Below are 15188 nucleotides of genomic sequence, written 5' to 3'. Positions count from 1 at the left end.
ACTTTTACTGTAACAATGAACGAAATGACAAATGGCTTCATATACATAAACCTATAGCCTGCTATCATGCATTCCCTCTGTTTGAATGGTTAAGCTGGATTATGAAAAAAGAAGGTGACCTATGACCAATTGGCATAAACATAACCCTACTTTTGAATATGAGGAGCTTGAACCTCGTATTTTGCAACACTCTGCTTGGGTAGGACATCGCCATTTCTGCTATGACTTCATTCGGTTGCATGAACCGAATTTAGCTGTGGAATTGGGTACACATTGGGGAGCTTCCTTTTTTAGCATGTGTCAAGCGGTGAAGGATGCTGCATTACCTACTTCATGCTATGCCGTTGACACTTGGGTAGGAGACGCACACTCTGGCCAATATGGAAATGAAGTGTACGAACAAGTTTCAACGATTGCATCCACTTTGTATCCTAACTTTAGCCATCTACTGCGCACCACCTTTGACGATGCACGAAGCCAATTTGCCAATGGATCGATTGATCTGCTTCATATCGATGGATTTCATCAGTATGAAGCGGTAAAGCATGATTACGAATCTTGGCTGCCCAAGCTTGCCCCACACGGCGTCGTATGGTTCCATGATATTTCGATTCATGCATATGGGTTCGGCGTATGGAAGCTATGGCAAGAGCTGAAGGAAGAGCATCCGCATCTTCAATTTGAACACTCTGGTGGGTTAGGCATTTTATTTCCTAAAGGGATCAATCAGCATTATCACGCACTGGAGCAGCACTGGTTAGAGCATAAGCAAGCATACCAAACCTAACACAAACTTTTTTACAAATTTCTATACAAAGAAGCGCAACCTACCCTAACAGGCAGTTGCGCTTTTGTTGTGCTTGTATGTGAACGCTGCAATAACCTTGCAATAACGTCTAGGCCAACTATATTGCACTAATGAATCGCATCCTTTTCTTGAATAATAGACTCACCAACTATTTCGATATCACTAATTAGCACATTTTCGTTATAACCCGTCGGATTATCTAGATAACGCAATGGGAATGATTTTTGGATGAATCGTACTTGTGAGTTATTCTGCTCCGTGTCTGCATGCTCAACCAGCACCTTAACACCAACCGTATCTCCCGTAATGGAGCGTTTCAATATCCGAATCTTTCTCCTCATACGGTCGGATACATATTCCCCAACATCAAGCAGCAGCACATAAGGACTCTCTGCTTTTTCCACGGCTCGTTCCCACTGCATCATTTTATTTTCACCTGAATGCCCAGATATATATCTAGCATTATAATTACTCGCAACCTCATCGCATGTTCCTGTCTTATCCACAACGATGATTTCATCTGCAATCTCTTTAATGGAATCTAATGTTCTAATCAACGCAGCAGCAGTGGCTGCAATCACACAGCAGCTCAACTTGGCATCTTCTTTATAAATCAAATCAAAAATATCTTCGCCCCACTTCTCTCTTGCCTTCTGGCGGTTTATTCCCATTAAATATTGAACATTGTTCCTCTGTTCATCCGTCTGAATGTCGTTCATCGTCACATGCCCCACATGATGGATGAAGCAGGCATTGGCAATGTAGAGCCTGTATCCCGCTTGTGCCGCCCGTAAGCAAAGGTCATCATCCTCAAAGTTGCCTATATCGTATCGCTCGTCAAAACCTCCGACCTCATCCAGAACAGCACGCTTCACTAGCAGGCAAAAACCGATCAGCCGTCTAACCTCTGTCATTTTCCCCGCATTGCGTATTTGATGTTCATGAGCAAACGCATTAAGATCTAGCAAATCCTTATACGCCACAGGTATGATCTGATGACCGCTTGAATAGTTGGTGAGTGGCCCAGTCATTCCAATATCAGGGCTTGCATGCAAAGCATCCAACAGGTGGGTCAGCCAATTAGGCGTTACAACCGTATCATTATTTAAAAATAAGATGTTGTCCCCTGTTGCAATAGCCAAACCTTGATTGCACCCCGCAGCAAATCCTTTATTATGACCGTTGCAAATCAGAGTTACATCTGGCTGCTGCTTCAAATACAAGACCGTCAAATCCGTCGAGCCATTATCCACTACGATTAATTCGTAGGGCTCAGATGTATATTTCCGAATGCTTTCCAAGCAAAGCACCGTATGATGAAATTGATTAAGCGTAAGGATAATAATACTCGTCTTGCCTGTTCTCACACTTCGCTCCCCCCATCACTATGGTCTGAACGAACAGAACTAACGGATGCCAATTCATATTTTTCTCCCAAGATGCGTTTGAAGTAGGTCTGATTGTACAACATGCTTGGATGATCAGGGAGGTAACTTAACGCAATCTCATTATGATAACAAGCCTTCTCGGGCTGACCACTTTGATCGTAGCACACACAAAGTTTCAGATGAGGAATCCAAGTCCACGTCGATTCCTGTGTCATCGTTAACTGACCCGCAGGGATCGCGAGCTGCGTTGCCTGCTCAAACCAATAAACGGCTTGCTGATGGCGATTATGGTTAAGCATCCACTCTCCAATTTGGCAGCAAATATCCGAATGAGGCTTATCAAATTCGAACGACCGGAACAATGCCGGCAGCCGCTCAGACTCCTGATTGAGCTTCTCGTGACAGGACTCCATTTTCAAGCAAGCCTGAATACAATCCTCATACCACCCTTGCTTCGTTTGCAGAAACTTTTCGTAATAGTCCAAGGCATCCTGATATCGCGCATGATCTTTTAACTCGTTTGCATAATAGTACAAGTCCCTTGCTGTAAACGTTTCGCCCGCAGCCAGCCTGTTTTCATAGATTCGCAAGTTCCGATCGGTATATTGCTTATCTTTTTTATGGTAGATGCATATTTCGCTGTGGAAAATAGGTCCGTACACCTCTAAATATTCATGAACGGGACCAATCCATTTAAAGTTCGCATCTCTTCGCACTAGCCGATTTCTCCGCAATGAAAATAGAGGTTCTCCCGACTCGTTTGTCGTCAACACATATGGCATGCTTACACTGTTAATATCACGTGACAGTTCACGTTTTAGCTCTTTTAATGCTGTGCGATCCTTACTCTCGATTACATCGTCCGCATCCAGCCACAAAATGTATTCCTGTGTTGCCTTACTGAACGCAAAGTTTCGTGCTGCGCCAAAATCGTCGATCCATTCAAAATCATATACGTTAGCCGCATTCTCACTCGCTATCAGCTTCGTATTATCCGTAGAGCCTGTATCGATGATAATGATTTCGTCTACTATCCCGCTCACACTGTCGAGACAGCGCTGCAAGCTCTCTTCTTCGTTCTTCACGATCATACAGAGGCTGATCTTAATCGCTAACGAATCCAGTTGTTCCTGCTCCTGCAACCGTTCAAGGGCTTGCTGCGCCAGTTCATGCTTAGCATTGCTCACAAGCGTTTGTTCATAAGCATGTATGGCGTCTTTGCGGCGTTCTAATTTCTCATAGCAGAGGCCAATCTGATACCATGCATGAAAACTTCCCATTCCACGCAAGGTGAGATGCTGCAAATTCTCTTCGCCTAACTCAATGCAGTGCTTGAAGACTTCCAATGCTAATTCCGGCTTCTTTTTATGATCGAGGATGAGTCCTTTATAAAAATGAAGATCGACGTAGTCGGGGTACAGGAGAATAGCCCGCTCAATAGAAGGCCACGCACCTTCATAGGAGCCGTTTGAGAGAAGTGTGTCATATTTTAGTTTGTAGCAAAGTGAGGGGGGAAGCTGTTGATTTTCAATAAATGATTTGATCGCCGAATTCACAGTATCATAAGCTTCTTCATACTGCCCAAGTCGGTAATATTCGCTTGCTAAATGATAGTCTATCCAAGGACTATACGCTTCGTTTTGCTTCTCTTTCAGAAGTAGCTGTTTGTTACGCTCAGATTTGCCTTTGACTTCAACTACAGCATTTATATAACCAAAGTGATGGACTTTGACAGGCAGCTTGTGGACAGGGAAGTTCGAACCTAGTATTTCCTGTACGTTAAGTTGTTCGTGTATGCGTCCATTAAATTGGAAGCCTTTATGATTACGGAACAGACGATGATGATGCAGCAAAAAGGCTTCTTCGGGATTATCAGCGGCACCAATATAATTGATCAGCTCGATAAGGGCAATGTCTGCCTCCTGCACATTCAATATTTCGCGCAAAGTTTGAGAGGTGTCTTCGTCCAACTGCTCGTCTGCATCCAACCAAAGAATCCAATCCCCCGCAGCTTGCTGTAGACTATAATTGCGCGCCTCAGCGAAATTGTCCTGCCATTCAAATGGAAACACCTTTGCACCATGGGATTCGCATATGGATACTGTTTCATCTGTCGATCCTGTATCTACCACAATAATCTCATCCACGACATGCTTAACACTTTCCAAGCACTTGCCAATCAGGAATGCTTCGTTCTTGACGATCATGCATAAAGATATGCGAGTTTCGGTGACACGGTTGTCAGTCTGATGCATACTTCTCATCCTTCCTAAGAAAATACACATTCATTAAGCTCACTCGTAATCAGTTTGTTTCCTTATATTGATGATTACATGTACTGCTGGACAAACAGCTGTCGGTACCGTTCATAGGAAACGTGATCGAACTCATCGCCGTTGTAATGAATACACCATGGACTTTGAAGTACGGGAACACCTACTTTATATCCTGCTAGCGCGATTTCTTTGGAATGAGCAGAATCATAAAAGTGAAAGCCGTCGAATTGTTCATCCCGCCATGGAAGATTAATACTTGTCGCCATAAATAGACCATCAACCGCCTGTACTTCTACATAATCCGTAGATTCAAGAGCTCCATGACCAAATCGAAGCAGCTGATATACGTCATGTCGATGCTCGATTACTTGGCCTACTAGTTCACTTCCTTCCCACCATATTCCGTTGGTAGGAAGCTCTACACATCCGGCAAGCCCAATCATACCTAATTGCGGATTCAGCTCAAACAAGCGAATGAGATCGTAGAGCATGCCTTTATGAATGAGAAACGTATCTTGATGAATATAGATTCGATAAGCAGCCTCCAGATGATAGGCGCAGTTATAGCCGCTGGCCATACTTTTCGCACCACGAACATCGTATAGCTCTACCGTAAATCCTGATGGAACTACTAAATTCGCAATCTGTCTTTTTGCCTGCTGGAATAACGCTTCATCATTTACACACATAACAAACAAAATTCGCTGTAATCCCATCGTGTCTCTAATCCTTTCCACTGCATGCCTGAGTGTAAGGATGGAACATTTGTTGTGTGCAAGGGATTCACATGATTGGTAAGAACCTTACTACTCTACAGCGTGATGTAAGCCAACTTTTCCTTCGAGACGCTCCAGAGCCGGTGTGTAATCTGGGAATCGTTGAATCGCTTGTTCAAATGCTCGAACTGCTAGTTCATGTTGGCCTAACTTCTCCTGACACAGGCCAATATAATACCAAGGGTGGAAGCTCCCTACTCCCTTCAAAGTAAGATGCTTAATGTTCTCCTCCCCAAGCTCTATACAATGTTCAAATATAGGAAGGGCTTCGACATACCACTCTTTTAGAAAGTAAATGACACCTTTGTAAAAATGCAAATCTACATAGTCCGGGTACATTTGAATAGCCCGATCAATCCCTTGCCAAGCCCCTTCTACGCTTCCTAAACTAATAAGAATAGAGTACTTTAACTTGTAGAGCAGTGATGGAGGCGCAGTCTCTCTTTGTAAAAAATGAACAATGGCTAAATTTAAATATTCAAATGCCCTCACATAATCTTTCATGCGATAATATTCAGTTGCCATATGATATTTAATCCATGGGTGATGGTCTTCTTTTTGCATTTCGATTTCGAGCAAGCGAATATTTCGTTCTGATTTCTTCTTCACTTCAACGCATTCATTCATATAGCCATAGTGATACATTTTAATCGGCAGCGTTTGCTGGCGAGTATCTGTAAAATGAGGCAATACCTCGTCAAGATTCAGCATCTCATGAATGGCATTTTTAAACTTAAATCCGATATGATTGCGGAAAATACGAGAATGAGCAATATGGAATGCATCATTCTCATTGGGCGAATCTCCAATAAAGTTGACCAGGTGTACCCAGCAAATGGGTTCTTCTTGCTCTGCTAGTAGTTGCTTCAGTTGGCTGGCGTCCTGCCTATCTAATTCTTCATCGGCATCCATCCACAATATCCAATTTCCTGTGGCCGCCTGCAAACCGCAATTACGTGCCTCTGCAAAATGATCGTTCCATTCATACGTAAGCACCTGAGCACCGTAAGACAGACATATTTCAACGGTTCGATCCGAAGAGCCGGTATCTACAACGATGATTTCATCAACTGCATCTTGCACACTGCTCAAACAACGAGCGATGCAATCTTCTTCATTTTTCACGATCATGCATAACGATATTTTTACGGTGTCCACTATTATTTCCTCCCGATCTCGACGCTTCGGATAATTGATTCGCTGCTTCTATTTGCAAATGATAGGTGAGCCGCATAAGTATCTTATCCTGCAACGAAGACGAACAAAGCAAATAGGCTGCCTGCCACTACGGCAACCTATTCTATATCGTTTCGAGGATCTCGCTGGCTTCCAATATGAATCTTTAACGAGCAAGGTGAGGTAGAGTCTGGCCTGCATACAAGATCTATGAATATACGGGCACTTCCAACGTTATCAAGCATGAATGAATGTACACTAGCCTGATTGATAGTAAGCTAGTCAATAATCGCTTATGGATTTGGTGGTGGTGAAATAGGTAAACCATTCACAATGTTATCTAGCTTAATTTGAAGCAAGATTTCTTTCTTAATCACTTCTTGCAACGTTCTTTCAACACTACGGTCAATAGCAAGCAAGTTAGAAAGTGTAGCAGGTGGAGATAATCCATCGCTTCCTGGCAAAGTGCCAAGTACATATTGAATTTTTTCAGCCTCAGCATTAATAATGTGCGCCAAAGCCAGCTCTTCCAGTGCAATGGACGCTAATAGCAGGTTAACCGAATCACCAATTGTGATGGAAATCGTAGGTGTAATATTTGGTATATTAGCTTGTGACATACTCAAATCACCTCTGTAGTAAAATGTATTTCATTTTCTCTCTTATGGCATTGTGTGGCTAATTACTATTATTTATTGCTGCTGGAGCTTACACTTAACCGTATCTCCATCCCTCTCTGTATAACTAGCCGTATAGCCTCATCTCAACTCGCTCCTTCTATGTCTATGCGCATTGGGCTATAAAACTGAACCATCAGCGAGTAATTTTTTTCTCACTCTAACTGTTCTTTCTAACCTTCCTTCCATTACCTAAGCAAGCCTAACGATCGTTAAGGATGGACCTGGTACACCATCTGAGGCTGTAGTCGTATCAGAAGCACGGTCATTGTACATTTGCAGCACATTTAAACCTACACCTGTCGTCAAAATATAACTGCCTGACAACTGCTCCTCCACGCCAACTGCCCCACCATTGCCAACATGACTGCCCACCAACGGAATACCATCCAAACGAAGTGCATATCCAATCCCTTCGGAAGGCATCTGAAACCCTTCCAAATAACTAATGATCAAATACGTTTGATTCGGCGAGAGTTGAACATTAGGAGTACCTGCAACATGAGAAATATCTGTACCGTTAATAGCTAGATTGACTTCAAATACATAAGGTTGACCTGGGGCCACTGTTTGCTGAATAAAGCTAACTACTTTCGCATTGCTGGACGTTACCGATAGACCGACACCTGTGGCTCCAGTTACACCGGTAGCCCCTGTAGCTCCTGTGGCGCCTGTACCTCCAGATCCCGTCGGTCCGGTCACTCCTGTTGCTCCTGTACCCGCAGGTCCCGTCGGACCGGTCGCTCCTGTTGCTCCTGTTGCTCCAGCCCCTCCAGGTCCTGTTGGACCGGTTGCCCCCGTTGCTCCAGCCCCTCCAGGTCCTGTTGGACCGGTTGCCCCCGTTGCTCCAGTCCCCGGTGGACCTGTTGGACCTGTCGGACCTACACTTCCCGTACCCGTGCTACCTGGAATAACCGAAACGACGGTGTCCAATTTGTTTGAAAGCAAAATTTCTTTCTTCATTGCCTCTTGCAACATACTTTTCACACTGTCATCAATAAGTAATAAGTCACTTAATGTTGCCGGTACAGATAAACCTGGTATGGTACCGACAGCGTACTGAATTTTTTCTGCTTCGGCATTAATGATATGAGCTAATCCCAATTCTTCCAAAGCAATGGAAGACAACAGCAAGTTAATAGCATCATCTCGTGTCAGCGTTATCGAGGGTGTAATATTTGGAATATTAGCTTGTGACATGTCGATCTCTCCTCTAGGATGCATTTTTTGTTACTTAAACGAATGTAACAGCCTCCTTCCCTATCTGTTGTTGTGGAACTATCGCTATCCTTCGCTAAGCAAGTGTCGATATAAGTAGTCCATCCATCGCTCTATCGGCAGTAATCTAAGGGAAAATAGGCACTTTTACGGTGCAGTTAGAATATATGAGCACTTGTTAAGCAATTTGCCTGTACGTAAAAAAACTTTCGATCTCGTCGAATTTAGGGACAATATGTACAACATACGAGCTGCTTCCGTTTTAATCTAAAAAGACATAAAAAATAACGTCTCCACATACCAGTACGGCTAATACCATACAGGTTCAAATGTGAAAACGTTATGGCGATAATGATTCTCCACTATAGCAACGCCGCCGATGTACGCGCATAGTATTGCAATATCCCATCATTTACGGTGGCGCGTACTTTTGAACTATCGCTTAGCTCCGTCAAATAAGACCTGACGATGGAATTAGCTAATGCGAAGTGAGCTGATTTATTTTGCAGCTGATATTCATTCATTACTTTTTGAACGATATTTTCCAATGTCATTGGCTGTTCACGTATAAGTCCAAGAATAAAATGAGACGTTTCATCAATAAGCTGCTGATGCTGCTGTACGAGCGATGCAATATCTTTGCATTTCCCACCATGAGACACTACATAGGCATACCGCTTACTTTGAGCGATCTTACGAAGGCTTGCTCTAGCGCCTTTCACATCGGTATAATACAACAACTTCTGTTTCATCAAGGTCTTATTTCCAAAGACAGCATCCCCGCAATAAAAGACTTGATCAGGAGTTATCACGCCAATCATGCCTGGGAAATGTCCAGGCAACGTAACGATAGAAAAAGATACCTGATCGATGACCAGATGACGATCACGATAAGGGATAATATCCGTAATCATATCCGCAGCTTCAGATTGCTCGTGTTCCTTTGTCACACAGGGAATATGCCCAGACAGCCAATTTTCCAGAGCACGCTTCTCCATAAATTGTGCAGTCCATGATGTAGCATACACTTTTACTTGTTTATACTTTTGCTTAAAGTAACTGACCCCACCCAACTGCGCCTTATGACCATGGGTGAGAATGATGGCTACTACTTGGCAACCACTTTGCTTCAAGGCTTGATCAATCCGCTTCGCGACCTCTTTGTTAGCACCGCTATCAATGAGAACGGCAGATTGATTGGATTTATTAACATACACCCCTACCGTTAAATCCTCTTCGAATAAATAACTATTACCGTTAATTAGCTCTAGACTCTTTTCTTTCATGTATAGATTCCCCTTTGTTCAAGGTTCCTATATCCATATATTCGCCTTGTTCATATAAAATATTTCCTACATTTGCCGTGAGAAATGTAGTTATTTTGGGTAGAGATGGAACGGAGGGCTTCTTTGATTCCAGCTGAGTTGGTACAACTGGACTATCATTTTTCCTTGCCTTTATCGTTCTCGGTTTTTGTTTTCCCAGTATTTCTGGCTTCTCCAGTATTTCTGGCTTTGCCAATGTAGGCAGTTCATCCGTCACACCGAGAATCTCCAGTTCCATATCTTCAGCCGTATTTTCAACAGATTCCGTTTCGACTAAAGAACTAGGTTTTGCATGGATTTGACCTTTACTTTCTGTATATTGGTCTACAATCTTGTCCAAACTCGTTAAAATAAAATCCATATGTATGTCACATTCGAATGGATGATATAGGATTTCTTCTTTAACAATTTGAATGTTCTCTACGATATCGGTGATGATATGTTCATGTGCAGCTATTGACTCGATAGATCGTTTGGCTTTATAACGGATAGTCAGTAGCCTTCGATCTCGAAACCGATGAAGATCGATAATCGAATGGACTAAAGAATACACTTCGGCTTCTATAGCAGCTGCTTCCCGTTCGTTTGCAGATAAGCGTCTATACAAGCTTCCACGCACTAAGCGTAAAATGGCACGTTCCATACGATAGTAAGGGGTATCATAATTTCCAATGTTAGAGAGCAGCATATATAACGCCTCATTTATTCATTGTTTTTAATAGTCAAATACATCGTCATTATAAGTTTCTCGTTTATTGAATCTCCTGAAATCCCTATCTTCTAAGCTGTCTTCACAATCAAAGTCCCGCATACTTGTGACCGTATCAATTTTTTTCAACAGCAGCCATTCAGCCATTAGCAGCGTATCTAAAAACTGAACGACCGTGTGATTAAACTGGATAATTTCTGAATTAGAAGGTCCTGTAGGAAAATCAAGATTTTTACCAACAAAGGCTGCGGCTTTGTCTGTTTCCATATTAATAAGATTAGACAACGCCTCTTCTTCCAGCGCAATTGCCTTAATTAAGTGTGCAGCTGCTTCTTCTTTGGAAATCGGATCTTCATAAATGAGTTCATTCTTTTTTCTCACGATGTTCCTCCTTTCCCATCCAATTCTTTCTGTTATCCGTTATTCCTCAAAATATTCTTCACGATCTTCCAATGCCATAATGTCCTCCAGCTTGAATTGGAGCAGCATTTGATTTTTAATTACACTCCGCATCATTCGTTCTACGCTGTGATTTATTTTTAACGCATCATCTAAGCTGACACATGAATCTTTAAGAAGTGCTTGTATCTTCTCACCTTCTGCATTGATGATGTGTGACAAACCAATTTCTTCAAGGGCGATTGAAGTTAGCAGCAAGTTGATTACCTCGTGGCGTCTTAAGACGATTTCTGGTTTTATATCTGGAACAGTTGGCATTGACATTACCTTTTCATCTCCCTTTTCATTAAGCTCATCCCTTTTTATCACAAACCCCAGCATTAACGTAGCAGGCTTGCTATGCTTATCCTAATTCTATGAGGACAATGCTTTTATTATGATTACAAGTGAACAAGAGTTACTTGCCATTATATTTCCCCTCTAACCATGACAACAGCGTATACCAGAGTGACAGGCATACGCTGCTTGTATGAGTCTATGAGGAGGAGCACTGTTTCATGCTATCTAACATGCTTATTGGTCATGATCCACTTCGCATAGTGAATCGGCTTGGTAATTGCCTTATGGTAAGCTGCTTCATCCCCAACATTTTGAAAAGCTTCACGAGAAGGCTTCGGATTCACTTCTAGCAGCCAATGTCGCCCATTTTTATCTATGGCCCAATCCAGAGCCAATTCGCATAATGAACCGTATTTCATTTCCAAATATTTAGCTATCTGTATTCCCGCTCGCTCTAACTGGGATTCTATCTCGTAAATCGATGGATTGTCACCGATCCATCGTTCAAGCAAGGCCCTCATAGGAACCGCACGACCTCCGCCATGGAGATTGGAGGTTACACTTTGTCGTGCGCCCACCCTGCCGACTGTTCCTGTTAATGTCCACATTCCAACCTCGTTTTTTTGAACCAGCATTCTTACATCATGAACTCGTCCGTTAGGAAGCTTTACCTCAATACCTTGCTGGACAATATAACGCTCCTGTTTCACCCAGGTATACATATACCTTCCCAACCGATCGAAATTGACATATTGGGGCTTAATAATATGGCGATAGCGATCCCTACCTTCTACAAACAAATGTCTAGGATGTCTGCTATGATGTTCAATGCGAAGAATTCCACGTCCTCCAGTTCCACTGGCAGGTTTCACATAGACCATACCGTACTTGTTCATCATATGTTTGATATCCGACGCTCTATTGAATAGAATCGTGTTCGGTAAAAAGGCTTGAAAAGCCGGCTGTTCACGCAGCACATTATATATAAGCCATTTATTGCGAAGCGGGGAATTAAGATAAGTCAAATGGCTGTACCTCATCCGAAATTTCCTAACGATATGATATTTGCCCCTGTTAGAACTCCGACATCGATCAAAAATATATGGAGGGATATTCATCCATTTTCGTGTCCATTTTTGAGAGGATGGCAAATAGATGAGCGCATTGACTTTATTGGTAGCATAATTAACGTCTGCGGGATGAATTACACATACATTCAACCCTATCTGTTGACCAGCTATGGTCATTTTTTCGTAAATATGCTGTTCCTCCATTTTTCGCTTCCCCTGTTGAAGAAACACGAGCACTCCCAACCATGACTGTAACATGCCCTTCCCTCTTTTCAATGTGGCCTATGTATAGGCTATAAACCATGAGTATGTTAGATGAAGCCGTTCGGTGATTATACGTATGGTGAACTACCTAGTTCCCTATCGTCGTTGCTTGCCAGCCATGTTGGGATACCACCTAATTTGCCTTATCACCCAAGCATTAGCTATATCCGTGAATATCCTATGTTAGCAATCAAACGACTATAGACGCTTATGTACATTAAGCAGGTCATTTGCCAAATTAGTTCCTCCAACATCTATGGAAATGTATGCAACGATGGCGTCTAGTAGAGTGCTCATCATAAGAGAAAGGAGTGTTCCTATGTCGCAATCTAACATCCCCAATATTACTCCGATCATTAACGTAACTAGGGATGATGCGATTAACCTGTTGCTATCTTCCATCGCACTTGAAGAATTGGGACTTAGTCATATCCTAAATGCAGAAGGCGAAAAGCTGCAGTACGTACTGGGGACTTTACCAGGAGTTACACCACCGGTTGTGACGATAAGCGATATTCTTCAAATGAATGCCAGCGTACGTGACACCCTTAGCGCATTGACGAAAAAAGAATACATCCTTGGTAATAAGCTAGATGCTATCTTGTCTACCCCTATCTCGGTGGGGCCGACTGGGGCGACGGGTGTTACGGGGCCAACAGGAGTACTGCCAGCCGTTCTTTTCTCTGTCAGTGGAACTTCAGGCTCCGCTCCAGTAGGGGTCGGAGATTTTGTCGCTTTTAATTCCAGTACATTAGAGATTGAAGTCACACCTGGTTCTGCGAATGTGAGGATCGATTTATTAAGTACACCTACTGGACCAACTGGAGTTACAGGTCCGACTGGAGCTACGGGTGCTACTGGGCCTTCTGGGCCGACCGGGGATTCCGGTGCCACGGGCGCGACCGGGCCATCGGGGCCGACTGGAGATACTGGCGCCACGGGCGTTACTGGACCTTCTGGACCGACAGGGGATACTGGCGCGACGGGCGTTACTGGACCTTCTGGGCCGACCGGGGATACTGGCGCGACTGGCTCGACTGGACTTTCTGGACCGACAGGGGATACTGGCGCGACTGGCTCGACTGGACCTTCTGGGCCGACCGGGGATACTGGTGCGACGGGCGCGACAGGGCCAGCTGGGGGGGCCACGGGCGATACCGGTCCGACGGGACCTACTGGGGACACTGGCGCGACGGGCATTACTGGTCCGACTGGGCCTACTGGCGACACTGGCGCCACGGGCATTACTGGTCCGACTGGGCCTACTGGCGACACTGGCGTGACGGGCGTTACTGGACCGACTGGACCTACTGGCGACACGGGCGTTACTGGGCCTACTGGCGACACTGGCGCGACGGGCATTACTGGACCGACTGGGCCTACTGGCGACACTGGCGCGACGGGCGTTACTGGACCGACTGGACCTACTGGCGACACTGGCGACACGGGCGTTACTGGGCCGACTGGGCCTACTGGCGACACTGGGGTCACCGGCGCTACTGGTTTGACAGGTGCCACGGGCGAAACTGGGCCAGCCGGAGGCGCTACTGGAGCCACAGGCGTCACGGGGCCGACTGGGGATACCGGCGCTACTGGGGCCACGGGTGTCACGGGGCCGACTGGCGACACCGGCGCTACTGGAGCAACGGGCGTCACGGGGCCGACTGGGGATACCGGCGCTACTGGAGCAACGGGCGTCACGGGGCCGACTGGGGATACCGGCGCTACTGGAGCAACGGGCGTCACGGGGCCGACTGGCGACACCGGCGCTACTGGAGCCACTGGCGTCACAGGGCCGACTGGGGATACCGGCGCTACTGGGGCCACTGGCGTCACAGGGCCGACTGGCGATACCGGCGCTACTGGGGCCACTGGCGTCACAGGGCCGACTGGCGATACCGGCGCTACTGGAGCAACGGGCGTCACGGGGCCGACTGGGGATACCGGCGCTACTGGAGCCACTGGCGTTACTGGTGTCACTGGAGCGACGGGTTCTACAGGAGCCACCGGTGCGACTGGACCTGCATTTGGCGCCAATGGATTTTCTGCTCGTATTAATGCAGTATCATTATCAGCTAGTTCTACATTAACAAACTGGTCCACAGCAAGCCCTTACTTCAGCAGTCCTAACTTCAATGCCACGACTGGAATCTTTACCGTTCCTGTTACAGGAAGATATGCGATGAAAGCTACCATAAACTATCGAACAACGGCGACTGTATCCATTTCACTAGGCGCAGGTATAGAACCCGCCTTCACCATACAACGATTAACCCCAACTGTAACCGATCTTATAAACGGCCTGTTCCCTATCTTAGATGTGAACGTAATACTAATCCTCACATTAAGAGCTATACTAGGTAGTGGTGAGGTTGTATTAGCTGGTGACGTAGAACTGAATGCTGGCGACACGATAGCCTTGCAATATGTTGCCAATGGATTAACGATCGGACTTGATTTGGGTGGCGACTCCAACCAAGGTATCATATGGTCTTGTTATCAAATTGTATAGCAGCTAACATTTCACTGCTTTAATAAAAGGTAAGCTACTTGACCCAGCAAATGACTTAACACGATCCTAGAAATGATCAAACCATTATATCGTTTCATCAACATTCAAGAAGGAGGGGGCCTAGCCCTCTTCTTTTATTTTGTTACAGCTATACCGGCTTATTCATATTCATAACAACACAAAAAGCCCTTTACACCGCCTAACTTGCTTAAGGTCATGTAAAATGGCTAACTCTCAACAGCATTTATTTT

14 protein-coding genes are annotated in these 15188 nt (G+C 44.7%); 3 read left to right on the top strand and 11 right to left on the bottom strand.

Translation table 11 applies throughout. From position 1 onward, the window contains the following. The first annotated feature begins 121 nt into the window (after positions 1-121). Positions 122-787, top strand: a complete 666-nt coding sequence (locus IFO66_RS01520) for a class I SAM-dependent methyltransferase (RefSeq protein ID WP_192023436.1) — start codon at positions 122-124, stop codon at positions 785-787. A gap of 128 nt (positions 788-915) precedes the next feature. Here the strand turns inward: IFO66_RS01520 and IFO66_RS01515 are convergent, their stop codons facing one another. The 11 genes from IFO66_RS01515 to IFO66_RS01460 form a co-directional block, all read right to left on the bottom strand. Continuing rightward, entirely contained in the window at positions 916-2175 is a 1260-nt protein-coding gene (locus IFO66_RS01515) for a glycosyltransferase (RefSeq protein WP_192023435.1), read from the bottom strand. Next, entirely contained in the window at positions 2172-4451 is a 2280-nt protein-coding gene (locus IFO66_RS23640) for a glycosyltransferase (RefSeq protein ID WP_225445413.1), read from the bottom strand. The genes IFO66_RS01515 and IFO66_RS23640 overlap by 4 nt, the downstream gene beginning before the upstream one ends. 74 nt (positions 4452-4525) lie before the next feature. Beyond that, a complete protein-coding gene (locus IFO66_RS01500) occupies positions 4526-5188 on the bottom strand; it encodes a glycosyltransferase family protein (protein WP_192023434.1) in 663 nt (220 codons plus the stop codon). A gap of 90 nt (positions 5189-5278) precedes the next feature. Continuing rightward, a complete protein-coding gene (locus IFO66_RS01495) occupies positions 5279-6406 on the bottom strand; it encodes a glycosyltransferase (protein ID WP_337912553.1) in 1128 nt (375 codons plus the stop codon). A 311-nt stretch (positions 6407-6717) separates the two neighbouring features. Continuing rightward, the gene (locus IFO66_RS01490; protein WP_028595669.1) at positions 6718-7044 is read right to left on the bottom strand and encodes an alpha-helical endospore appendage domain-containing protein; all 327 of its coding nucleotides are present in this window, start codon (positions 7042-7044) and stop codon (positions 6718-6720) included. A 249-nt stretch (positions 7045-7293) separates the two neighbouring features. After that, complete coding sequence (locus tag IFO66_RS23635; RefSeq protein ID WP_225445412.1) at positions 7294-8301, bottom strand: alpha-helical endospore appendage domain-containing protein; 1008 nt, start codon at positions 8299-8301, stop codon at positions 7294-7296. A gap of 380 nt (positions 8302-8681) precedes the next feature. Then, positions 8682-9605: an MBL fold metallo-hydrolase gene (locus tag IFO66_RS01480; protein ID WP_192023433.1), complete on the bottom strand. Its 924-nt coding sequence runs from the start codon at positions 9603-9605 to the stop codon at positions 8682-8684. Continuing rightward, positions 9577-10332, bottom strand: a complete 756-nt coding sequence (locus tag IFO66_RS01475; RefSeq protein ID WP_192023432.1) for a hypothetical protein — start codon at positions 10330-10332, stop codon at positions 9577-9579. The genes IFO66_RS01480 and IFO66_RS01475 overlap by 29 nt, the downstream gene beginning before the upstream one ends. Positions 10333-10359: 27 nt before the next feature. After that, the gene (locus IFO66_RS01470; RefSeq protein WP_192023431.1) at positions 10360-10734 is read right to left on the bottom strand and encodes an alpha-helical endospore appendage domain-containing protein; all 375 of its coding nucleotides are present in this window, start codon (positions 10732-10734) and stop codon (positions 10360-10362) included. A 39-nt stretch (positions 10735-10773) separates the two neighbouring features. Beyond that, on the bottom strand, positions 10774-11076 hold the full coding sequence (locus IFO66_RS01465) for an alpha-helical endospore appendage domain-containing protein (RefSeq protein ID WP_192023430.1): 303 nt from the start codon (positions 11074-11076) through the stop codon (positions 10774-10776). Between the two features lie 236 nt (positions 11077-11312). Then, a complete protein-coding gene (locus IFO66_RS01460; RefSeq protein ID WP_192023429.1) occupies positions 11313-12419 on the bottom strand; it encodes a YheC/YheD family endospore coat-associated protein in 1107 nt (368 codons plus the stop codon). Positions 12420-12476: 57 nt separating this feature from the next. Between IFO66_RS01460 and IFO66_RS01455 the strand changes: the two genes are divergently transcribed. Continuing rightward, the gene (locus IFO66_RS01455) at positions 12477-12629 is read left to right on the top strand and encodes a hypothetical protein (RefSeq protein WP_192023428.1); all 153 of its coding nucleotides are present in this window, start codon (positions 12477-12479) and stop codon (positions 12627-12629) included. Positions 12630-12744: 115 nt separating this feature from the next. After that, entirely contained in the window at positions 12745-14937 is a 2193-nt protein-coding gene (locus IFO66_RS01450; RefSeq protein WP_192023427.1) for an alpha-helical endospore appendage domain-containing protein, read from the top strand. Positions 14938-15188: the final 251 nt, after the last annotated feature.

This window comes from Paenibacillus arenosi (genome assembly GCF_014841135.1).
Lineage (GTDB): Bacteria > Bacillota > Bacilli > Paenibacillales > Paenibacillaceae > Paenibacillus_B > Paenibacillus_B arenosi.
Note: the sequence above shows the minus strand (reverse complement) of the source record. Positions and strands in the feature narration are given on the sequence as shown.

Bases quoted from the DNA above. Each gene is read 5' to 3' on its own strand.
- IFO66_RS01520 (WP_192023436.1), top strand. From the start codon at position 122: ATGACCAATTGGCATAAACATAACCCTACTTTTGAATATGAGGAGCTT.
- IFO66_RS23640 (WP_225445413.1), bottom strand. From the start codon at position 4,451: ATGCATCAGACTGACAACCGTGTCACCGAAACTCGCATATCTTTATGC.
- IFO66_RS01500 (WP_192023434.1), bottom strand. From the start codon at position 5,188: ATGGGATTACAGCGAATTTTGTTTGTTATGTGTGTAAATGATGAAGCG.
- IFO66_RS01490 (WP_028595669.1), bottom strand. From the start codon at position 7,044: ATGTCACAAGCTAATATACCAAATATTACACCTACGATTTCCATCACA.
- IFO66_RS23635 (WP_225445412.1), bottom strand. From the start codon at position 8,301: ATGTCACAAGCTAATATTCCAAATATTACACCCTCGATAACGCTGACA.
- IFO66_RS01480 (WP_192023433.1), bottom strand. From the start codon at position 9,605: ATGAAAGAAAAGAGTCTAGAGCTAATTAACGGTAATAGTTATTTATTC.
- IFO66_RS01475 (WP_192023432.1), bottom strand. From the start codon at position 10,332: ATGCTGCTCTCTAACATTGGAAATTATGATACCCCTTACTATCGTATG.
- IFO66_RS01465 (WP_192023430.1), bottom strand. From the start codon at position 11,076: ATGTCAATGCCAACTGTTCCAGATATAAAACCAGAAATCGTCTTAAGA.
- IFO66_RS01460 (WP_192023429.1), bottom strand. From the start codon at position 12,419: ATGTTACAGTCATGGTTGGGAGTGCTCGTGTTTCTTCAACAGGGGAAG.
- IFO66_RS01455 (WP_192023428.1), top strand. From the start codon at position 12,477: ATGAAGCCGTTCGGTGATTATACGTATGGTGAACTACCTAGTTCCCTA.
- IFO66_RS01450 (WP_192023427.1), top strand. From the start codon at position 12,745: ATGTCGCAATCTAACATCCCCAATATTACTCCGATCATTAACGTAACT.